The sequence below is a fragment of the Streptomyces sp. S.PB5 genome, from assembly GCF_030403745.1.
Taxonomy (GTDB): domain Bacteria; phylum Actinomycetota; class Actinomycetes; order Streptomycetales; family Streptomycetaceae; genus Streptomyces.
Genome location: NZ_JAQMWP010000006.1, coordinates 287,322 through 308,771 on the forward strand (window position 1 = coordinate 287,322; position 21,450 = coordinate 308,771).

Here is a 21,450-nt window from a genome sequence, read left to right on the forward strand (position 1 = left end):
GCCGTCCGACGCCGAAACCAATTGTGCCCACAGTCCGCCGCTATGCACGACACACGGTGGCGGGCGATGGTTGTGCGCGTACCCCCGTATCAGCGCCCCAGCCGTCCGCGCACCATGCCGACCAGGGAGTTCAGCTCCTCGATGCGCATCTTGCGGGCGGCCACGAAGAAGATCCCGAGCAGCACCGCGCCACCGACGATCAGGGCGGCGAAGGAGCCGATGACGCCCTGGCCGAGCGTGTGCCCGATGCCATAGCAGGCCGCACCACTGAGGATCGCCGCCGGCACCGAGGCGATGCACAGTCTTGCGTACGTCCGCATGACGCGCGCGCCGTCCAGGTCGCCGCCGAGACGCTTGCGCAGACGGCGCCAGGCGACGCCGACGCCGACGGCGTATGCGAGGCCGTACGAGGCGGCCATCCCGACCACGGCCCAGCGGGCCGGAATCACGAAGTAGCAGATGGCGGAGGCGGCGGCGTTCACGGCGGCCACGATGACCGTGTTGTAGAAGGGCGTCCGAGTGTCCTCGTAGGCGTAGAAAGCACGAAGGACGACGTACTGCACGGAGTAGGGAATCAGGCCGAGGCCGAAGGCCATCAGCATGAAGCCCATGTTCGTGGCCTGGTTGGCGCCAGAGGAACCGAAGATCAGGGTGCACATCGGGATGCCGAGGGAGACGAACCCGAAGGCGATGGGCACGATCGCGACGGCGGTGGTACGCAGGCCCTGAGAGATGTCGTCGCGGACAGCGCCGCCGTCGTCCTCAGCCGCCGAGCGGGAGATACGTGGCAGCAGGGCGGCCATGAGAGAGACCGTGATGATGGCCTGCGGGAGGCCCCAGATCAGCTGGGCGTTGGCATAAGCGGCAAAGCCGGTTCCCTCGACGCCGGAGTCGAAGCCAGCCGCGGTGGACAGCTGGGTGACGACGAGCGCGCCTGCCTGGTTGGCGAGGACGAACAGGATCGTCCACTTGGCGAGCATCGCGGCCTTGCCCAGGCCGTGGCCCTTCCAGTCGAAGCGGAGCCGCAGCCGGAATCCGGTCTCACGCAGGTAGGGGATCATCGCCAGGGACTGGACGACGAGGCCGAGGAGAACACCGATGCCGAGGAGCCGCTGGCCCTCCGGCGGGATGTTCGTGACCTCCATGCCTGAGCGCTCCGAGGTGCCGTACACCCACAGGAACATCCCCAGCGTCACGATGATGACGATGTTGTTGAGGACCGGCGTCCACATCATCGCGCCGAATCGGCCGCGAGCGTTCAGGATCTGGCCCATCACCACGTGGACGCCCATGAAGAAGATCGAGGGCAGGAAGTAGCGGGTGAAGGTGACCGCCACTTCGTTGGCGGCCGGGTCGTTGGCGACCTTGGCCGACAAGGCATTGACGAGAAGTGGCGCGGCGAACATCGCGAGTGCGGTGAGCGCGGCCAGGGCCACCATGACCAGTGTCAGCAGCCGGTTGGCGTAGGCCTCGCCACCGTCCTCGTCGTCCTTCATGGCACGCACCAGCTGCGGCACGAAGACGGAGTTGAGCCCGCCGCCGACGGTCAGGATGTAGATCATGGTCGGCAGTTGGTAGGCGACCTGGAAGGAGTCACCGAGGAGGCCGAGGCCCAGCGCCGAGACGATCATCGCGGACCGGATGAATCCGGTGAGCCGCGACACCATCGTCCCCGCCGCCATCACCGCGCTCGACTTCAGCAAACCCGAAGCCTTCCCGGACTTCTTCGCCGCCGGAGCCGGTGTGGGCGTAGGCGGTACGGGGGCGGTGCCCAGGTTCATCGTCTTGTCCGCGGAAGGCGGCATGGGGGGAACCGCGCCCGGAACCGGGGCCGGGGACGGGCCCGGCACCGACGGGGGCTGGTACGGCGGCTGGCTGCCGCCCTGCTGCTGGTCGCGGAAGAGGTGGGCGAAGGCGTCCGGCTCGTGGCGCTCCTCGGCGGAGTGCGTGACGAGGTCGTCGACGCCCACGAACTGGGTGGTGCGGGGGTTGTCGCCGTACGGCAGGTACTGGCTGGGGCCCTCCGGCTCCGGGGCCGGGGTCTGCGCCCAGACGTGCGGGTCCGGGGCGTAGGGGGACTGCTGCGGCTGCGCGTACAGCGGCTGCTGCGGCTGGTACGTACCGGGCGGCGGCGGGGGATGCGCGGCGCGGTCGTAGAGCGCCTCGGCGACCGGGTCCTGGGCGGAGAGGTCCTGTGCCCGGTAGGGGTCCTGGTCGTAGGCGTCCTGGAGGTACATGTCCGCGGGAGGCTGCGGCGGTACCTGGCCGTGCTCGGGCGGCGGGCCCTCGGGGTGGCCCGAGCTGCCCGCGGCCTGGCCGCGGTCACCGTCGTACGGCGCGTTCATGGTTACCCCACCTCATCGTCCCGGGCCCACCGGCGGCCACGACATCCTCAACGGTCCACTCTCTCACCCGTGCCGGACGGGGCGGCGCTTTCCGCTGGGGTGTCCGGTGCCGGGTCACTCGGCTGCTCCGGGGCGTCTGCCCGGGGTCCGGCACCCGACTCCTCCTTGGGACGGTCCTCGGGTCCCTCGGGGTTCTCCGGCTCGCCCGCCGCCTCGCCGGCCTCGTCAGGACCGTCGGAGTCGTCCTCCTCGGCGGCACGGGCGGCGGCGCGCTTGCGCTGGGTGTACATCCGGAAGCCGGCGAGGACCAGCAGGAGGAAGCCGCCGCCGATGACCAGCATCACCGTGGCGGTGAACTCGGTGACCTTGACTTCGAACTGGACGGGCTCGCCGTACTCCTGGCCGTCCTCGGTGTACAGCTGGGCGGTCACCGTGGCCCGGCCGTTGGCCTGGGCCGAGGTGCTGAACTTCACCGTCTGGCTGTGCCCGCCGGAGACCGCGACCCGGTGCTCCTGGTAGGCGCCCTCACCGATCTTGAGACGCGTCGGGCTCGTCGAGGTGAGCCGCAGGACCAGGTGGTCGACGCCCTGCACCAGGTTGTTCTGGACGGTCACGGGGATCGTGGCGCTGCGCCCGGAGAGCTTGGTGTCGGACTTGTCGATCAGCTTGACCTGATCGGTCAGGCGGTCGAGGTACAGCCGCACGCCGTCGCGGTAGCTCTGCGCCTCGGCGGCGCGGCCGCGCCACGACGTGGACATCTCACGGTTCATGGCCCGCCCGAAGGGGGTCACCACCCGCGACTGGTTGGTGAGGATGACCTTGAACTTGTCGAGCTGGTCCTGCGTGGCCGCGATCTCCTCGAAGGCCGCCTTCGGCATCTCCTGCTTGCGTAGCGAGGAGGGGTAGGCGGATGCCGACGGCACCTTCGTGGTCGCGCCCGCGTCCGGCTTGGCGGCGGCCGCGGCCGTGAGGCCCTGCGCCTGGGACCAGTTTCCGCCCTGGAGAGCCGTCACCGCCTCGGCCATGACCTGTGCCTGGCTTGCCGTCGCCATGCGCTGCGGGGCGACGACGATGCTGCGCTGCTTGTCCGTCTGGAGGTTGAGCGCGAGGCTCGAGGCGAGGAACTTCTGCACGGCGAGCGTGGCGGTGGATGCCTTCGTCAGATCGCCCTCGAACGCCGTGGACAGCCGAGCGTCCGCGACCACCGCCGTCGTGCCGCCACCGATGGGGCGGGCCGCGGACGGCGTGTACGTCAGGCCGGCCGTCTCCTGGAGGCTGTCGCTGCGTGCGATCACCTTGTCGGCGCCGGCGGAGGTGGCGACCTTGACGATGGAGGGGTCGACGGCGCCGTCGACGGGCCAGGCGAAGTTGGTGGTCGGTGTCACGTGGAGCACGGTCTCCACGGTGGAGGCCGCGACGTCGGTGGCCTCCTTGAGGTGGCTCAGAGTGCCGGCGACGGTCTTGCCGTTGTGGGCGATGGAGGCCACGTCCGGGTCTGAGAAGGGGAGAGCGACGACCTCTTTGTCCGCGACCGCGTCCTGAAGTTCGGCCAGCCAGTCCATGGCGACGTTCTGATGCGTGCCCGCCACAGTGCTGCTGCCCGACTCGACGCGATAGGCGCGCGTCATCGCGTCGACGGAGGCCAGCAGGTCCGGGTCGATCACCCAGGTGACGTCCAGGTCCTTGCCGAGGGACAGCAGCTGTTCCAGGCGGCCGCCCGGCGCGATCTCCTTGGCGAGGTCGTCGTTGAGGAAGACCGGCGTCTGCTGTTCGTTGGAGCCCGTCTCCGCCGTCATGTGCACGGTGGAGACGAGCGGCCACAGGACCGTGGTCTTCGTCTTCGTGTCGGCGCCCTCGGGCTGCCAGGGCAGGAACGTCCGCTGGATGCCGAGCACCTGCGGCCACTGCTGGGCCGCCGTCTCACCCGTGACCGAGACGCCCAGCTGGTAGACGCCGTCGCCGCCGAGGTCCAGCTCGTCGACCGGCACGGAGATGGTGAAACTCTGGGCGACGCCCGGAGTGAGCTTGGAGAACTTCTCGACGTACTTGCCGCCGACGATCGTGCCGTCGAGGCCCGGCGAGAAGTCGGTGCGCTTGGCGATGGTGTCGATCGCCGACCGGGTGCTCACCTCCGGCCCCACACGCAGATCCACTTCGGCGTCGGTGACCGTCTGCTTGCCCTTGTTGGTCACGGTGCCGGAGACGGTGATCGTGTCGCCGTCCGTGGGGGTGCTGGGGGTGAGTGTGTCGAGGGCGACGGCCACCGTGCTGGAGGTGGGGGCGGCGTCCGCGGGCGTGGCGGTGGGCAGCTGGAGCAGTCCGGCCAGCAAGGGCGCCCCGGTGAGCAGGGCTCCGGTGCGCCGCAGCCAGCGGCGGGCAGGTGAGGGACTCGTCCCCTGGAAGTCTGCCGCCTCGGCCACGCGCTCGCCCGTCCCTCGTCGTCGTCAGTGGTCGTCGCAATGTGCGTCCACGCATGGTAACGATGCGCGCTGAGGGGAAGTGCCGCGGACTGCTCCACAAGATCGGGGGAAGAGCCCGGTCCGTCCCGTATGTCTATGTATAAAGGGGGGTGGAGTCGTACGCCCGAGGAGTGGGCCCAGCACGGGTGCCTGTGCAGATTTAATGGAGGCGCCCGGCGTCGCCGGGGCCACGTACCCTCTTCTGTTGTGCCGAACGCCAACGAAGACACCCCTAGCGCCCTGAGTCAGGTGCAGCACCGTGCGGTCAGTGAACTGCTGCGGGTCGCCCCTGTCGCCGACGACCTTGCCCGCCGCTTCCAGGAGGCCGGGTTCTCACTCGCCCTGGTCGGTGGCTCGGTCCGGGACGCGCTGCTCGGCCGGCTCGGCAACGACCTGGACTTCACGACCGACGCCCGCCCCGAGGACGTACTGAAGATCGTGCGCCCGTGGGCGGACGCCGTGTGGGAGGTCGGGATCGCCTTCGGGACGGTCGGGGCGCACAAGGAGGGCTACCAGATCGAGGTCACGACCTATCGGTCAGAGGCGTACGACCGGACTTCGCGCAAGCCCGAGGTGTCCTACGGCGACTCCATCGAGGAGGACCTCGTCCGGCGGGACTTCACCGTGAACGCGATGGCGGTCGCGCTGCCGGAGAAGGAGTTCATCGATCCGCACGGCGGCCTGGACGACCTCGCGGAGCGCGTGCTGCGCACCCCGGGTACTCCCGAGGACTCCTTCTCGGACGACCCGCTGCGGATGATGCGGGCCGCGCGCTTCGCCGCCCAGCTCGACTTCGAGGTGGCCCCCGAGGTCGTCGCAGCGATGAAGGACATGGCGGGGCGCATCGAGATCGTGTCGGCCGAGCGGGTCCGGGACGAACTGAACAAGCTGATCCTGTCCGCTCACCCCCGCAAGGGCCTGACCCTCCTGGTCGACACCGGGCTCGCCGACCACGTCCTGCCCGAACTCCCGGCTCTTCGCCTGGAGAGCGACGAACACCACCGGCACAAGGACGTCTACGAGCACACACTGATCGTCCTGGAGCAGGCGATCGCGCTGGAGGAGAACGGTCCCGATCTGGTCCTCCGCCTGTCCGCCCTCCTGCACGACATCGGCAAGCCGCGCACGCGTCGTTTCGAGAAGGACGGCCGGGTCTCGTTCCACCACCACGAGGTGGTCGGCGCGAAGATGACCAAGAAGCGGATGACGGCCCTCAAGTACTCCAACGACTTGGTGAAGGACGTCTCACGCCTGGTCGAACTCCATCTGCGCTTCCACGGCTACGGCACGGGAGAGTGGACAGACTCCGCGGTCCGTCGCTATGTCCGTGACGCCGGCCCGCTCCTCGACCGGCTCCACAAGCTGACTCGTTCCGACTGCACCACGCGGAACAAGCGCAAGGCGGCGGCACTGTCGCGGGCGTACGACGGCCTGGAGGAGCGGATCGCTCAACTCCAGGAGCAGGAGGAACTCGACGCTATCCGCCCGGACCTGGACGGCAACCAGATCATGGAGATCCTCGGCGTCGGTCCCGGACCGGCGGTCGGTCGTGCGTACAGGCACATGTTGGAGCTGCGCCTGGAGAACGGGCCGATGAGCGAGGATGCTGCGGCCAGGGCTCTCAAGGAGTGGTGGACCGAGCAGGACTGAGACAGCGAGGCGGGGTCATGTTTCACGTGAAACATGACCCCGGAGCGCACCGAGGGTCGATGTTTCACGTGAAACATCGACCCTGAGTCGCTTCGGTCCCTACTTGACTTCCTTGAGGCAGAGGACCACGTTGTGGCCGTCGCCCGTCTGGTAGTAGGCGATCTCGGCTTCCTTCACGGTCTCGCACTTGCTGTCGTCGCTGGTGTTGTCGAACTTCTCGACGACCTGGTACTGGGAGTCGCTGGAGCTGCAGTCGACCGTCTTCAAATCAGGGTTGATCTGCGTGCCCTGGTTGTGCATGCAGCTGCCGACGGACGTCGTCTCGGCGTCGGTCTTGCTGAAGAACCACTTACCGCCGGCGATGAGTATCGCGACGACGATGAAGCCGACGATCCGCAGGGTCTTCTTGCCGAAGCGCCGGGCAGGAGGGGTCGGCGGAACCGGCGCGTACGGCGCGGTGCCCTGCGGGGGAACGCCAGGCTGGCCCTGGGCGTAGGGGTTTCCGCCCTGGGGCGGGTACGGGGCCTGGGGCTGCTGGCCCTGCGCGAACGGGTTCTGGCCCTGGGGCGGAGTAGACACTGGGGGTCCCCCTAGTACATGGGTATGTGACGCACCTAAGGAGCGCGTAAGACGCACGTAAGTTACCGGGCCCCACTGACAGTCCTGTACCTCAGGGGGACTCTGTGGCATTGATGTGACACTTACTGGCGTTCAAAGCGGACCATAATCGCCCCAACTACCCCGTAGATAACGGCGACTGTGACCACCAACACCACAGAGCGCCCGTCCGGCGGAAGCATCAGGGCGGCCACGGCGGCCGCGCCGACGAAGGCGACGTTGAAGAGCACGTCGTAGACGGAGAAGATCCGGCCGCGGAAGCCGTCGTCGACCGAGGACTGCACGATGGTGTCCGTCGCGATCTTCGCGCCCTGGGTAGTCAGGCCCAGGACGAAGGACGCCGCGAGCATCGGAGCGACGGCGAACGGCAGGCCCAGCGCGGGCTCCAGGATCGCGGCGGTCACCGCGCACACCGCGATCCAGCGGCCGGGGCTGAGTCGTCCCGCCGCCCAGGGAGTCAGTACGGCTGCCGCGAAGAAGCCCGCTCCGGAGATACCCAATGCCAGCCCCAGCAGGGCGAGTCCGTCATCGGTGTCCGAGGAGAACTCGTACCGGCAGAGCATCAGCAGCATGACCAGCAGGGCGCCGTAGCAGAAGCGCATCAGCGTCATCGTGGCGAGCGCTCTGGCGGCCTGTCGGCGTGGCGGGGAGGCGAGATGGCGTACGCCCGCCACCAGGTCGCGCGCGGTGCCGGAGAGGGCCGTGGAGAGGCTCTGCTGCACCAACTCGACATCGGGTCCCAGCAGTTCTGGCGACATGCGCAGCGACGCCATGGCAGCGCACAGGTACAGGGCGGCGCCCAACAGCACCACGGCCGCGTCGGAGTCCGCGAACACCAGCCGTACGACGAAGGCGAGGCCGCCTCCCGCGGTTGCGGCGAGTGTTCCGGCGGTCGGTGACAGGGAGTTGGCGATGACGAGGCGTTCGTCGTCGACCACGCGTGGCAGTGCGGCGGACAGGCCCGACAGGACGAAGCGGTTGACGGCGGTGACGCACAGGGCGGAGACGTAGAAGAGCCAGTCCGGGACGTGGCTGACCATCAGGACGGCCGTCGCCGAGGCCATCGCCGCGCGCACCAGGTTGCCGTAGAGAAAGACCTGACGGCGGCGCCAGCGGTCCAGCAGGACGCCGGCGAAAGGGCCGACCAGGGAGTAGGGGAGCAACAGGACGGCCATGGCGGAGGCGATGGCGGTGGCCGAGGTCTGTTTCTCCGGGGAGAAGACGACATAGGCGGCCAGCGCGACCTGGTAGACGCCGTCGGCGCCCTGGGAGAGCAGACGTACGGCGAGCAGGCGTCTGAAGCCTTGGAAGCGCAGCAGGACGCGCAGGTCACGTACGACGGCCATGGGGCACAGCCTCACACAAGGGGAGGGTCCCCGGGCGGTACAACCCGGGGACCCTCGTCACAGCCCTGGCAGGAGCGTTTTGTTCAGCGAGCCTTAGCGCTCGACCTCACCCTTGATGAACTTCTCGACGTTCTCGCGGGCCTCGTCGTCGAAGTACTGGACCGGCGGGGACTTCATGAAGTACGACGACGCCGACAGGATCGGGCCGCCGATGCCGCGGTCCTTGGCGATCTTCGCGGCGCGCAGGGCGTCGATGATGACACCCGCGGAGTTCGGGGAGTCCCAGACCTCGAGCTTGTACTCCAGGTTCAGCGGGACGTCACCGAAGGCACGGCCCTCGAGACGGACGTACGCCCACTTGCGGTCGTCGAGCCACGCGACGTAGTCGGACGGGCCGATGTGGACGTTCTTCTCGCCGAGGTCCCGGTCGGGGATCTGGGAGGTGACGGCCTGGGTCTTCGAGATCTTCTTCGACTCGAGGCGGTCGCGCTCGAGCATGTTCTTGAAGTCCATGTTGCCGCCGACGTTCAGCTGCATCGTGCGGTCGAGGATGACACCGCGGTCCTCGAACAGCTTCGCCATGACGCGGTGCGTGATGGTGGCGCCGACCTGGGACTTGATGTCGTCACCGACGATCGGGACGCCCGCCTCGGTGAACTTGTCCGCCCACTCCTTGGTGCCGGCGATGAAGACCGGAAGGGCGTTGACGAAGGCGACCTTGGCGTCGATGGCGCACTGGGCGTAGAACTTCGCCGCGTCCTCGGAACCCACCGGCAGGTAGCAGACGAGCACGTCGACCTGCTTGTCCTTCAGGACCTGGACGACGTCGACCGGGGCCTCGGCGGACTCCTCGATGGTCTCGCGGTAGTACTTGCCGAGACCGTCGAGGGTGTGGCCGCGCTGGACGGTCACGCCGCTGTTCGGCACGTCGCAGATCTTGATGGTGTTGTTCTCGGAGGCGCCGATGGCGTCCGCGAGGTCCAGGCCGACCTTCTTCGCGTCCACGTCGAACGCGGCGACGAACTCGACGTCCTTGACGTGGTAGTCGCCGAACTGGACGTGCATCAGGCCGGGGACCTTGGACGCCGGGTCGGCGTCCTTGTAGTACTCGACTCCCTGAACCAGCGACGCGGCGCAGTTGCCCACACCGACGATGGCTACGCGAACCGAACCCATTCCGGTTGCTCCCTGTGTGTACGAGTGAGGTCCTGAGTGGACGCTCACGTGGCGGTGTCGTCGGGCGAATCGGTCCGGGGGGTGTCCCCGGACCGTGGCAGGTCGCCCGTCGATCCAGATGTGTTGTGCTGCTGAGAGGACTGAGCGGGCCCCCCGGAGGTGGGACCACGGAGGTCCCGTCCGGCCCGCTCGCTCTCGATGAGCTCGTTCAGCCAGCGCACTTCGCGCTCCACGGACTCCATTCCGTGGCGCTGGAGCTCGAGCGTGTAGTCGTCGAGGCGCTCCCGGGTGCGCGCGAAGGAGACGCGCATCTTGTCCAGGCGCTCCTCCAGCCGGCTCCGGCGGCCCTCCAGGACGCGCACGCGTACGTCGCGCGACGTCTGCCCGAAGAAGGCGAAGCGCGCGGCGAAGTGCTCGTCCTCGTAGGCGTCGGGGCCGGTCTGCGACAGCAGGTCCTCGAAGTGCTCCTTACCTTCCGCCGTCAACCGATAGACGATCTTGGCGCGACGTCCTGCGAGTGGTGCGGCGAGGGCGTCCTCGGGAGCGTTCCCCGGCTCTTCGATCAACCAGCCGTTGGCGACCAGCGTCTTGAGGCAGGGGTAGAGCGTGCCGTAGCTGAACGCGCGGAACACACCCAGTGACGTATTGAGTCGTTTGCGCAGCTCGTAGCCGTGCATCGGGGACTCGCGGAGCAGGCCGAGGACGGCGAACTCGAGGATCCCTGAGCGTCGGCTCATCCTCTCGCCTCCTCGTCCCTGGCTCGCTTATCTCGCTCTGATGTATCGACTCGATACATCACGACGATAGAACGGCCATCCGCATGCGACAAGTGGGGGGACGGTGAACGGGATCACATCACTTATTCATCCGAGGCAAGTTGCCTGATTTGGGGTGAACTTCGGGGCTAGGCGGGTTTTGACGGTGCGTAGTCTGTGCGCCATGCACACCACCGGGAACCGAGTGACGCTTGGGGGCGTCGTCGTCCCCGGTGCAGTACGGGTGAATGCGAAAGCGACCACATCCGTACTTCGGGGGGACCGGAAACCAGCCGCCGTTTCCAGGCGCGCAAGGGTGCGCCTGCCCGAGGAGTAGTCGTTCGATGAGCGAGCACCGTCGCAAACCGCCGCAGCCGCAGGGAGGCGGACGTGCCGCGGCCCGACGCGGCCAGTCCGGCTCGTCCTCCGGCCGCCGTGCGGCACCGCGAGGCGCCACCGAGTCACCCTCCGCCTCGTACGGGTCGGATTCATACGGCTCGGCAGGCGAGGAGCGGCCGTACGGCGGCCGCGCCGACGCCCGCCGCGCGGCACAGAGAAGCGGGGGCGGCCGACGCAGAGCGGCCGAACCCACCGGCCGCGGCGCCCGACGCGCCGGCCCCGGCGGCCCGAGCGGTCCTGGACGGGGCCGGGCCGCCGCCTCGAACAGAAACCGGTTCATCGACTACCCGCGCGCCGGTAAGTACGGCTGGCAGCGCTGGATGCCGTCCTGGAAGCTCGTCTCCGGACTGTGCCTTGCCTTCTTCGGCGGTCTCGTGGCGATCGCGGGCATCGGGTACGCCATGGTGGGGATCCCCAGCGAGAACGCCGCGGCGAAGTCCGAGAACAACGTCTACTACTGGTCCAACGGCGATCGGATGGTCGCGACGGGAGCCGGCGCGAACCGGCAGAACGTCGACATTTCCAAGATCCCTGAGGCCATGCAGTGGGCCGTCATCTCGGCCGAGAACAAGAGCTTCTACTCCGACTCGGGCGTCGACCCCATGGGCATCGCCCGAGCCCTGGCCAACATGGCGCGGGGCGGTGACACGCAGGGTGGTTCGACCATCACTCAGCAGTACGTGAAGAACACCTACCTGAGCCAGGAGCAGACGGTCTCCCGGAAGTTCAAGGAGATGTTCATCTCCATAAAGGTGGGCACGAAGCTCACCAAGCAGGAGATCCTCCAGGGCTATCTGAACACCTCGTACTACGGCCGTGACGCGTACGGCATCCAGGCCGCCGCGCAGGCGTACTACGGCGTGAACGCGGAAGACCTGACGCCGAGCCAGTGCGCCTTCCTGGCTGCGCTCCTCAAGGGCCCGACGTACTACGACCCTGTGGACAACACGAGCTACGACCCCTCGGCGACGAAGGACGCGAACACCAAGCGATCCCAGGCTCGCTGGGCCTGGATCCTCGAGCAGATGCACAACGACAAGCATCTGACGGACACCGAGTACGAGGAAGCCACCAAGAAGTACCCCATGCCCCAGGGGCTCAAGGCGACCAAGGGCATGACCGGACAGATCAGCTACCTGGTCGACACGGCCAAGAAGTACGTCCTGGCCCACTCGGACATCTCGCAGACCGAGTTCGACAAGGGTGGCTTCCAGATCTACACGACCTTCGAGAAGAGCAAGGTTGACGCCCTCTCCAAGGCCGTGCAGAAGATCGAGAAGGATCGCCTCGACCCGGACAAGCGCGAGAAGGACAAGCATGTCCAGTTCGGTGCGGCGTCCGTGCGGCCCAACGACGGTGCGATCGTCGCGCTGTACGGCGGTGCGGGGTACGAGAACGACCACTTCAACAACAACGCGGACACCTCGGGTGTGCCCGTCGGTTCGACGTGGAAGCCGTTCGTGCTGGCGGCGGCGATGGAGTACGGAACATACAAAGACCGGGAGAACGGTGTATCGCCGCTGAGCAAGTACAACGGCAACGACCATCTGAAGGTCAGAAACAACGACGGCACCTACGTCCTGAAGAAGGACAACTCGGTCTTCTATCAGGAGAACGAGAGTGACTATCCCTGGGGCTACATCACCCTCCGTAAAGCGATGGAGCAGTCCGTCAACACGCCGTTCGTGCAGCTCGGCATGGATGTGGGGATGAGTAACGTCCGGAAGGTGGCCAGCGCGTCCGGCATCTTGGACCAAAGCTTCGAGAACCTCAACGCGTCGTTCGCGCTCGGTACCTCGACCCCCAGCGCCATCCGCATGGCCGACGCCTACGCGACGTTCGCCGCATCCGGTAAGCACGCGGACCCGTACTCCGTGACGGAGGTCAAGAAGGACGGGCAGCCGCAGGCGGGCTTCGAGAAGCCGAAGGTCACGCTCGCGATTCCCGAGAACGTGGCGAATAACGTCACCAACGTCCTTGAGAACGTCATCGAGAACGGTACGGCTCAGAACGCGAAGGCCCTCGGCCGTACGGCGGCCGGCAAGACCGGTACCACCGACAGCAACAAGTCGGCCTGGTTCGTCGGCTATACCCAGCAGCTGTCGACGTCGGTCGCGATGTTCCGAGAGGACCCCAAGAAGAACGTCCTGCTCTCGATGAACGGCACGGCGGGCGTGGAGTCGATCCACGGTGGTGACATCCCCACCGAGATCTGGACCGAGTACATGAAGGCCGCTCTCAAGAACGCCAGCGACCCGGGCTTCCCGGAGGCCGAGAAGATCGGTGAGATCCAGGACGAGGAAGGCGCCCCGTCGCCGACCCCGACCGTCACCGAGACGCCGAGCGCGACGCCCAGTGAGACGCCGAGCGCGACGCCCAGCCCGACCCTCACCGTTCCGTCGCCTTCGGCAACGGAGACCTGCTTCGGCTTCCAGTGCGACAACAACGGAGGCTCGAACAACGGCGGTACGGACGGCGGCACGACCTCCACACCAACAGCCACGGATACCGCCGACACCACCAGAGGCAACGGCAATGGAGGCATTTTCGGAGGCTCGACCGGTTAGCCGCCATTTCGCCCGCCGAGGGTGTTTCACGTGAAACATGGGCCGTCGCACCCACCAGGTGCGGCGGCCCTCGGCGTATTCCTAGACACGTACGGCAGGATGTGCCCCATGCCCAGCGCAGAATCGACGCAAGCGAGCGTGCACGAGCCGGAGCCGGTGCGGCCGACCAGGGACGACGAGATCGCCGCGAACGGCAGTGAGCTGATCGGCGGTCCCATCGGGCGGCGGGCGCTGCTCGGGACGTCCTGGTGGACTCCCGTGCGGATCATCGCGCTCGTGGCGATCGGGATGTTCGCCCTCGGGCTGGTCCAGAAGGCGCCCTGCTACAACGGCGGCTGGTTCTTCGGCGCCAGCTCGCAGTACACGCACGCGTGCTACTCGGACATCCCGCACCTCTACGCGGGACGCGGCTTCGCCGACGGGCTCGTGCCGTACTTCGACAAGCTCAACGGTGACATGGAGTACCTCGAATACCCGGTCTTGACCGGTGTGTTCATGGAGGTCGCCTCGTGGCTCACGCCCGGCAGCGGCAGCATCCAGGACCAGGAGCAGTGGTACTGGATGGTCAACGCCGGGATGCTGATGGCTTGTGCGGCCGTCATCGCCGTCTGCGTGACCCGTACGCATGCGCGCCGACCCTGGGACGGTCTGCTGGTCGCTCTGGCGCCAGCCTTCGCGCTGACCGCCACCATCAACTGGGACCTGCTGGCGGTCGCTCTGACGGCCGCGGCGATGCTGATGTGGTCCCGGGGCCGCTCGCTCGCGTTCGGCGTCCTGCTGGGCCTTGCCACGGCCGCCAAGCTCTATCCCGTGTTCCTGCTCGGCCCGCTGTTCGTGCTGTGCTGGCGCGCGGGCAAGTGGCGGGACTTCGGGAAGGCGCTGGGCGGTGCTGCCGTCTCCTGGCTGGTCGTGAACCTTCCGGTGATGCTCCTCGCCTGGGACGGCTGGTCGAAGTTCTACGAGTTCAGCCAGGAGCGGGGCGTCGACTTCGGCTCCTTCTGGCTGATCCTGGCCCAGAACTCGACCGACCCCCTCAGCACCGACACGGTCAACACGCTCGCCACGCTTCTGGTGCTCCTGTGCTGCGTCGGCATCGCCGCGCTCACCCTGACCGCCCCGCGCCGCCCACGCTTCGCCCAGCTGGCCTTCCTGATCGTCGCGGCGTTCATCCTCACCAACAAGGTCTACTCACCTCAGTACGTCCTGTGGCTGGTGCCCCTCGCTGTGCTGGCCCGGCCCAAGTGGCGGGACTTCCTGATCTGGCAGGCCTGCGAGGTGGCGTACTTCCTGGGCATCTGGATGTACCTCGCGTACACGACGAGCGCGGAAGCCCACAAGGGACTGCCTCAGGACGGCTACCACTGGGCAATCGGTCTGCACCTGCTCGGCACGCTGTACCTGTGCGTCGTGATCGTCCGCGACATCTGGATGCCGGAGCGGGACGTGGTGCGCCGGGCCGGTGACGACGATCCCTCAGGCGGTGTCCTCGACGGCGCCGAGGACGTCTTCGTCCTCGGCCCCGCCGCCCATCCCCCGCGCCACGCCGCCCTTTTCGTAGGGCCGCAGGTGGAGTGGGGCGATCCCGCGCCTCCCGCAGACCGTTCGCTCTGAGCGAACAGGGAGTGGGAGACCCACTCAAAAGGCCGTACACGGGCGTTCCGTGTACGGCCTTTCGGCTGTGTACGAGGCTCAGCGGTCGACGAGCCGGTCGAACTGTGTGGTGGTGTGCCGGAGATGGGCCACCAGCTCCTCGCCGACCTTCGGCTCCGGTGCGTCGGAGGGCACGAACAGGATCGACACCTGCATGTGCGGCGGCTCGGCGAACCAGCGCTGCTTGCCGCCCCAGACGAACGGAGAAAGGTTCCGGTTCACCGTGGCCAGACCGGCGCGGGCGACACCCTTGGCGCGCGGCATGACGCCGTGCAGGGCCTTGGGGGCCTCCAGGCCCACCCCGTGCGACGTACCGCCCGCCACGACCACCAGGAAGCCGTCCGAAGCCGCCTTCTGCTGCCGGTAGCCGAACCGGTCGCCCTTGGCCACGCGCGTGACGTCCAGGACCGCTCCGCGATACTCGGTGGCCTCGTGGTCCCCCAGCCACAGCCGCGTGCCGATACGGGCGCGGAAGCGGGTCTGCGGGAACTGCTGCTGGAGCCGGGCGAGGTCCTCGGCCTTGAGGTGGCTGACGAACATCGTGTGCAGCGGCAGCCGGGCCGCGCGCAGGCGGTCCATCCAGCCGATGACCTCCTCGACGGCGTCCGAGCCGTCGGTGCGGTCAAGCGGCAGATGGATGGCGAAGCCCTCCAGGCGGACGTTCTCTATGGCGGCGTGCAGCTGCGGCAGGTCCTGCTCGCTGATGCCGTGCCGCTTCATCGAGGACATCACCTCGATGACCACACGGGCACCCACGAGGCCGTAGACCCCGTCGATCGACGACACCGAGCGGATGACGCGGTCGGGCAGCGGTACGGGCTCCTCGCCACGGCGGTAAGGCGTCAGCACCAGCAGGTCTCCGCCGAACCAGTCCTTGATGCGGGCGGCCTCGTACGTCGTGCCGACGGCGAGGACGTCCGAGCCGAGCCGCGTGGCCTCCTCGGCCAGCCGCTCGTGCCCGAAGCCGTAGCCGTTGCCCTTGCAGACCGGGACGAGCCCTGGGAACTGGTCCTGCACGTGCTTGTGGTGCGCACGCCAGCGCGCGGTGTCGACGTAGAGCGTGAGCGCCATGGCCGGCCCTGGAACCTTTCTCGTGGCTGCGGTGTATCAGAGGTATGAAAACGAATTGTGGTGGCTCAGCGACGCGACATGTAGATGTCGAGCGCCTTGTGGAGCAGCTTGTTCAGCGGGAAGTCCCACTCGCCGAGGTACTCGGCGGCCTGACCGCCGGTGCCGACCTTGAACTGGATCAGGCCGAAGAGGTGGTCGGTCTCGTCCAGCGAGTCGGAGATGCCACGCAGGTCGTAGACGGTCGCGCCGAGCGCGTAGGCGTCGCGCAGCATCCGCCACTGCATCGCGTTCGAGGGCCGGACCTCACGGCCGATGTTGTCGGAGGCTCCGTAGGAGTACCAGACGTGCCCGCCGACGATCAGCATGGTCGCCGCCGACAGGTTCACACCGTTGTGCCGGGCGAAGTACAGCCGCATCCGGTTGGGGTCCTCGGTGTTGAGGGCCGTCCACATGCGCTGGAAGTACGACAGCGGGCGGGGCCGGAAGTGGTCGCGCACGGCCGTGATCTCGTACAGCCGCTGCCATTCCTCGAGGTCGTGGTAGCCGCCCTGGACGACCTCGACGCCGGCCTTCTCGGCCTTCTTGATGTTGCGGCGCCAGAGCTGGTTGAAGTTCTTGTGGACCTCTTCCAGGGAGCGGTTCGCCAGCGGCACCTGGTAGACGTAGCGCGGCTGGACGTCGCCGAAGCCCGCTCCGCCGTCCTCGCCCTGCTGCCAGCCCATCCGACGGAGCTTGTCGGCGACCTCGAAGGCGCGCGGCTCGATGAAGTCGGCCTCGATGTCGCGCAGCCGCTTCACGTCGGGGTTCTGGATGCCCGCCTTGATGGAGGTGGCCTCCCAGCGCCGGATGATCACCGGCGGGCCCATCTTCACGGAGAAGGCGCCCTGGTGCTTGAGGTGGGCGAGCATCGGTTCCAGCCAGTCCGTCAGATTCGGCGCGAACCAGTTGATGACCGGGCCCTCGGGCAGATAGGCGAGATAGCGCTTGATCTTCGGGAGCTGCCGGTAGAGGACGAGGCCCGCACCGACCATCTCGCCGGTCTTGTCGTCGAACCAGCCGAGGTTCTCCGAACGCCACTCCGCCTTGACGTCTGCCCAGGCCGGAACCTGCATGTGGCTCGCCGCCGGCAGGCTCTGGATGTAGGCCAGATGCTGCTCGCGACTGATCGTCCTCAGGGTCAGGCTCATTCGGGGCGCTCCTCGGGCTGGTGTGTCCCCATGGGTACAGGGGCTCCGGCTCTCGCGCCGAAGCCTACTGCGCCTCGCGAGCGCCCTGACTGGGCGTACGTAACCTGCGCCCCGGCTCAACGGGCCGCCGAGGTGTTCCGTGGTGCTTTGGGTGATGTGAAGAGGACGGTGTCCCTGGCGTCAGCTGATGACTCCGCCGAAGAGGCCGCCGTGCGCCATGCCGAGGAAGAAGCCGATCGCCGAGGCGCCGAGACCGAGGATCAGTCCGAAGCGCTCACGGGTCGTCTCCGAGATCCACTGGCCGTAAGCGCCGGTGAGGATCCCCACCAGCCCGGTCCAGGAGCTGAGCAGGTGCAGGCTGTGGAACATCGCCGTGATGAACGACGTGAGCCCCAGGACCAGTGTCACCGCGAGCAGGGTGTCCTGGAGGGGGTGGGGCTTGCCGTCCGTGGCGAACAGGCCTCCGACGGTGTTGGGTCGCAATGCTTGTGCCATAGGGCACCTCCTGCGAAAGGCGGCGCATCGTAGCGCCATACACACCCGATGTGTACAGATTGTCGGTCCTGGCGGCCGGATTTCAACCGGAAGCCGGGGTGCGGGTACTCTGTACCGTCTGCACTGGTGTCTGCCCATGTCACGACCGGGACTACCGCGAGGAAGCCCCGATTGTCAGTGGCGGGCGATACCTTTGCGTACGCATCACAACCCTCCTGCCACGGAACGACCGTGGCCGCTGAGTCCAAAGGAGGTGGGTTCCACATGCGTCACTACGAGGTGATGGTCATCCTCGACCCCGATCTGGAGGAGCGCGCCGTCGCCCCCCTGATCGAGAACTTCCTCTCCGTCGTCCGTGAGGGCAACGGAAAGGTCGAGAAGGTCGACACCTGGGGCCGTCGTCGTCTCTCGTACGAGATCAAGAAGAAGCCCGAGGGCATCTACTCGGTCATCGACCTGCAGGCCGAGCCTGCGGTCGTCAAGGAGCTCGACCGCCAGATGAACCTGAACGAGTCGGTCCTCCGGACCAAGGTCCTCCGTCCCGAGACCCACTGAGCTCTTCCGCTCAGCTGATCCCGGGATTCGAGTAGCAGCACCACAAAGCAGCCAGCAGCAAACCCGCCGAGAGGTTCCCCCATGGCAGGCGAGACCGTCATCACGGTCGTCGGCAATCTTGTCGATGACCCCGAGCTGCGCTTCACCCCCTCCGGTGCGGCGGTCGCGAAGTTCCGTGTCGCGTCCACCCCCCGCACCTTCGACCGTCAGACCAATGAGTGGAAGGACGGCGAGAGCCTGTTCCTGACCTGCTCGGTCTGGCGTCAGGCGGCGGAGAACGTCGCGGAGTCGCTCCAGCGAGGCATGCGCGTCATCGTGCAGGGCCGGCTGAAGCAGCGGTCCTACGAGGACCGTGAGGGCGTCAAGCGCACGGTCTACGAGCTGGACGTCGAGGAAGTCGGCGCCAGTCTGCGCAATGCCACGGCCAAGGTCACCAAGACTGCCGGCGGTGCCGGCCGTGGTGGCCAGGGTGGTTACGGCGGCGGTGGTGGCCAGGGTGGCGGCGGCTGGGGTGGAAACTCCGGCGGCGGCCAGCAGGGCGGCGGCGCTCCTGCCGACGACCCGTGGGCGACCGGCGCTCCCGCCGGTGGCAACCAGGGCGGCGGCGGTGGCGGCGGCTGGGGTGGAAACTCCGGCGGCGGCGCTGGCGGCGGCTACTCGGACGAGCCCCCCTTCTAGGCCTTCGGGCCGAGGGTGGGTCGTACCCACACTTCTTGATCACACAGGAGAAACACCATGGCGAAGCCGCCTGTGCGCAAGCCTAAGAAGAAGGTCTGCGCTTTCTGCAAGGACAAGGTCACGTACGTGGACTACAAGGACACGAACATGCTGCGGAAGTTCATTTCCGACCGCGGCAAGATCCGTGCCCGCCGCGTGACCGGCAACTGCACGCAGCACCAGCGTGACGTCGCCACGGCCGTCAAGAACAGCCGTGAGATGGCGCTGCTGCCCTACACCTCCACTGCGCGATAAGGGAAGGGTGACCGAAACATGAAGATCATCCTCACCCACGAGGTCTCCGGCCTCGGTGCCGCGGGCGACGTCGTCGACGTCAAGGACGGTTACGCTCGCAACTACCTGATCCCGCGGAAGTTTGCTATCCGCTGGACCAAGGGTGGCGAGAAGGACGTCGAGCAGATCCGTCGTGCTCGCAAGATCCACGAGATCCAGACCATCGAGCAGGCCAACCAGGTCAAGGGCCAGCTCGAGGCCGTCAAGGTCCGTCTGGCCGTCCGCTCCGGCGACGCCGGTCGTCTCTTCGGTTCCGTCACCCCGGCCGACATCGCTTCGGCGATCAAGGCTTCCGGTGGCCCCGAGGTCGACAAGCGCCGCATCGAGCTCGGTTCGCCGATCAAGACGCTGGGCTCTCACGAGACGTCCGTGCGTCTGCACCCCGAGGTTGCCGCCAAGGTCAACATCGAGGTCGTCGCGGCGTGACGCTGCGCTCGGCTTGAGCAGCTGAGAAGGGCCGCACCCAAAGGGTGCGGCCCTTCTTGCATTGCGAGTGCGCCGAAGTGTGTTTCACGTGAAACCAGCTGTTTCACGTGAAACGTTCAGCGTGTGGCGCCGATGACGATCCAGCGGCCCGAGCGGGATCTCAGCCAGAGAGTCAGCAACCGCATCGCCATCATCAGCGTCATCGCTCCCCAGACGGCGGTGATACCTCCGCCGAGCGTGGGGATGAGCAGGGCCACAGGTGTGAACACGGCCAGGGTCAGCACCATGGCCCAGGCCAGATACGGCCCGTCGCCGGCCCCCATCAGGACTCCGTCCAGGACGAAGACGATCCCGCAGATCGGCTGGGCGAGCGCCACCACGAGAAGGGCGGGGAGGGCGGTGTCCTTCACCACGGAGTCGCTGGTGAACATCGGCAGGAACGCGGGGCGGGCCACGACGACCAAGGCACCGAGGACCACCCCGACCGCGATGCCCCACTGCACCATGCGACGGCATGCCTCGCGGGCGCCCTGGGCGTCGCCTGCGCCGAGATAGCGGCCGATGATGGCCTGTCCTGCGATGGCAATGGCGTCCAGGGCGAAGGCGAGCAGGCTCCACAGGGACAGGATGATCTGGTGGGCCGCGATCTCGGCGTCGCCGAGACGGGCTGCGACGGCCGTGGCGATCATCAGGATCGCGCGGAGCGAGAGGGTGCGGACGAGAAGCGGGACGCCGGCGTGTGCCGAGGCGCGGATGCCTGCGGCGTCGGGACGCAACGAGGCGCCGTGGGCGCGGGCTCCGCGGACCACTACGACGAGGTAGGCGGCGGCCATGCCGCACTGGGCGATGACGGTGCCCCAGGCGGAGCCCGCGATGCCGAGGTCGGCGCCGTAGACGAGGCCTGCGTTGAGGACTGCGTTGGCGACGAAGCCGCCGACGGCGACGTAGAGCGGCGTCTTCGTGTCCTGCAGACCGCGCAGCACGCCGGTCGCGGCGAGGACGACGAGCATGGCCGGGATGCCCAGGGATGAGATCCGCAGATAGGTGATCGCGTAGGGAGCGGCGGTGTCCGAGGCGCCGAAGAGTTCCACCAGGGCGGGTGCCGCGGGCAGGACGACGGCGATGACCGCGGCACCGAGGAGGAGGGCCAGCCAGATGCCGTCCATGCCCTGTCGGATGGCGGCTTGGAGGTCGTCGGCACCGACGCGTCGGGCGACGGCCGCCGTAGTGGCGTAGGCGAGGAAGACGAAGATGCTGACGGCCGTCGTGAGGAGGGCCGAGGCGACTCCCAGTCCCGCGAGTTGTGCCGTGCCGAGATGGCCCACGATCGCGCTGTCGGCCAGGACGAACAGGGGCTCGGCGACGAGTGCCCCGAAGGCCGGAACGGCCAGGGCGACGATCTCTCGGTCGTGCTGTCGCCGCGTGGCGCGCGGGGTCGCGGGAGCGTGTGTCATGAGCACCAATCTAATCGTCCACAGGTAAGAGATGCAATTGCTTACTGACCCTTACTTCGTGTTGGGCGGTGTGCACTTCCGCGCGTCGTTCGATGTGATCTTGGTCCGACTGGGAAAGTTTTTCTTCTGCACAGCCGGTGGATGGCAAGTGTGCAGGTCAGCGTGGGTTCGGCGAGAGGGGCGCGAGCTTGTTCACAGGGCTGTCCACCGTGTCGTGCACAGGTTTTGCGGAGTTCTCCACAGCATCCGGGCCGTCGTCCACATGGCCTGTGGATAACCAGATTGG

17 protein-coding genes are annotated in these 21,450 nt (G+C 67.6%); 7 read left to right on the top strand and 10 right to left on the bottom strand.

Translation table 11 applies throughout. The features are described from left to right. Positions 1 to 89: 89 nt before the first annotated feature. Both murJ and PH203_RS17770 read right to left on the bottom strand, forming a co-directional pair. The gene (gene murJ / locus PH203_RS17765; protein WP_289921025.1) at positions 90 to 2,345 is read right to left on the bottom strand and encodes a murein biosynthesis integral membrane protein MurJ; all 2,256 of its coding nucleotides are present in this window, start codon (positions 2,343 to 2,345) and stop codon (positions 90 to 92) included. Between the two features lie 47 nt (positions 2,346 to 2,392). Further along, positions 2,393 to 4,765 (bottom strand): DUF6049 family protein, encoded by a 2,373-nt coding sequence (locus PH203_RS17770; RefSeq protein WP_289921026.1) that lies wholly within the window; start codon positions 4,763 to 4,765, stop codon positions 2,393 to 2,395. Between the two features lie 246 nt (positions 4,766 to 5,011). Here PH203_RS17770 and PH203_RS17775 point away from each other — a divergent pair, with 246 nt between their 5' ends. Then, positions 5,012 to 6,454 carry a CCA tRNA nucleotidyltransferase gene (locus PH203_RS17775; RefSeq protein ID WP_289921028.1) on the top strand — a complete coding sequence of 481 codons (1,443 nt, stop codon included), beginning with the start codon at positions 5,012 to 5,014 and terminating at the stop codon, positions 6,452 to 6,454. A gap of 99 nt (positions 6,455 to 6,553) precedes the next feature. Here PH203_RS17775 and PH203_RS17780 read toward each other — a convergent pair whose 3' ends face one another. The 4 genes from PH203_RS17780 to PH203_RS17795 all read right to left on the bottom strand — a co-directional run bounded on the left by PH203_RS17780 (position 6,554) and on the right by PH203_RS17795 (position 10,331). Then, positions 6,554 to 7,033, bottom strand: coding sequence for a hypothetical protein (locus PH203_RS17780; RefSeq protein ID WP_289921030.1), 480 nt, complete (start codon positions 7,031 to 7,033; stop codon positions 6,554 to 6,556). Between the two features lie 122 nt (positions 7,034 to 7,155). Beyond that, positions 7,156 to 8,418 carry an MFS transporter gene (locus PH203_RS17785; protein WP_289921031.1) on the bottom strand — a complete coding sequence of 421 codons (1,263 nt, stop codon included), beginning with the start codon at positions 8,416 to 8,418 and terminating at the stop codon, positions 7,156 to 7,158. A 93-nt stretch (positions 8,419 to 8,511) separates the two neighbouring features. Next, the gene (locus PH203_RS17790) at positions 8,512 to 9,594 is read right to left on the bottom strand and encodes an inositol-3-phosphate synthase (protein WP_289921033.1); all 1,083 of its coding nucleotides are present in this window, start codon (positions 9,592 to 9,594) and stop codon (positions 8,512 to 8,514) included. 44 nt (positions 9,595 to 9,638) lie between these two features. Then, a complete protein-coding gene (locus PH203_RS17795) occupies positions 9,639 to 10,331 on the bottom strand; it encodes a PadR family transcriptional regulator (RefSeq protein WP_289921034.1) in 693 nt (230 codons plus the stop codon). A gap of 737 nt (positions 10,332 to 11,068) precedes the next feature. Between PH203_RS17795 and PH203_RS17800 the strand changes: the two genes are divergently transcribed. After that, entirely contained in the window at positions 11,069 to 13,315 is a 2,247-nt protein-coding gene (locus tag PH203_RS17800) for a transglycosylase domain-containing protein (protein WP_289921305.1), read from the top strand. Between the two features lie 108 nt (positions 13,316 to 13,423). Then, positions 13,424 to 14,926: a glycosyltransferase 87 family protein gene (locus tag PH203_RS17805; protein WP_289921035.1), complete on the top strand. Its 1,503-nt coding sequence runs from the start codon at positions 13,424 to 13,426 to the stop codon at positions 14,924 to 14,926. 78 nt (positions 14,927 to 15,004) lie between these two features. Here the strand turns inward: PH203_RS17805 and PH203_RS17810 are convergent, their stop codons facing one another. The 3 genes from PH203_RS17810 to PH203_RS17820 all read right to left on the bottom strand — a co-directional run bounded on the left by PH203_RS17810 (position 15,005) and on the right by PH203_RS17820 (position 17,718). Continuing rightward, a complete protein-coding gene (locus PH203_RS17810) occupies positions 15,005 to 16,036 on the bottom strand; it encodes an alanine racemase (RefSeq protein WP_289921036.1) in 1,032 nt (343 codons plus the stop codon). 65 nt (positions 16,037 to 16,101) lie between these two features. Further along, the gene (gene femX, locus PH203_RS17815) at positions 16,102 to 17,223 is read right to left on the bottom strand and encodes a peptidoglycan bridge formation glycyltransferase FemX (protein WP_289921037.1); all 1,122 of its coding nucleotides are present in this window, start codon (positions 17,221 to 17,223) and stop codon (positions 16,102 to 16,104) included. 180 nt (positions 17,224 to 17,403) lie between these two features. Further along, complete coding sequence (locus PH203_RS17820; RefSeq protein ID WP_289921038.1) at positions 17,404 to 17,718, bottom strand: hypothetical protein; 315 nt, start codon at positions 17,716 to 17,718, stop codon at positions 17,404 to 17,406. A 264-nt stretch (positions 17,719 to 17,982) separates the two neighbouring features. Here PH203_RS17820 and rpsF point away from each other — a divergent pair, with 264 nt between their 5' ends. From rpsF to rplI, 4 genes are all read left to right on the top strand, one after another. Next, positions 17,983 to 18,273 (top strand): 30S ribosomal protein S6, encoded by a 291-nt coding sequence (gene rpsF / locus PH203_RS17825; RefSeq protein ID WP_005482942.1) that lies wholly within the window; start codon positions 17,983 to 17,985, stop codon positions 18,271 to 18,273. Between the two features lie 81 nt (positions 18,274 to 18,354). Next, positions 18,355 to 18,951 carry a single-stranded DNA-binding protein gene (locus tag PH203_RS17830; protein WP_289921042.1) on the top strand — a complete coding sequence of 199 codons (597 nt, stop codon included), beginning with the start codon at positions 18,355 to 18,357 and terminating at the stop codon, positions 18,949 to 18,951. Positions 18,952 to 19,008: 57 nt separating this feature from the next. Then, on the top strand, positions 19,009 to 19,245 hold the full coding sequence (rpsR, locus tag PH203_RS17835; RefSeq protein WP_003949403.1) for a 30S ribosomal protein S18: 237 nt from the start codon (positions 19,009 to 19,011) through the stop codon (positions 19,243 to 19,245). Between the two features lie 18 nt (positions 19,246 to 19,263). After that, positions 19,264 to 19,710, top strand: coding sequence for a 50S ribosomal protein L9 (gene rplI, locus PH203_RS17840; protein WP_289921043.1), 447 nt, complete (start codon positions 19,264 to 19,266; stop codon positions 19,708 to 19,710). 116 nt (positions 19,711 to 19,826) lie between these two features. Here the strand turns inward: rplI and PH203_RS17845 are convergent, their stop codons facing one another. Next, a complete protein-coding gene (locus tag PH203_RS17845; protein ID WP_289921045.1) occupies positions 19,827 to 21,164 on the bottom strand; it encodes an MATE family efflux transporter in 1,338 nt (445 codons plus the stop codon). Positions 21,165 to 21,450 lie beyond the last annotated feature (286 nt).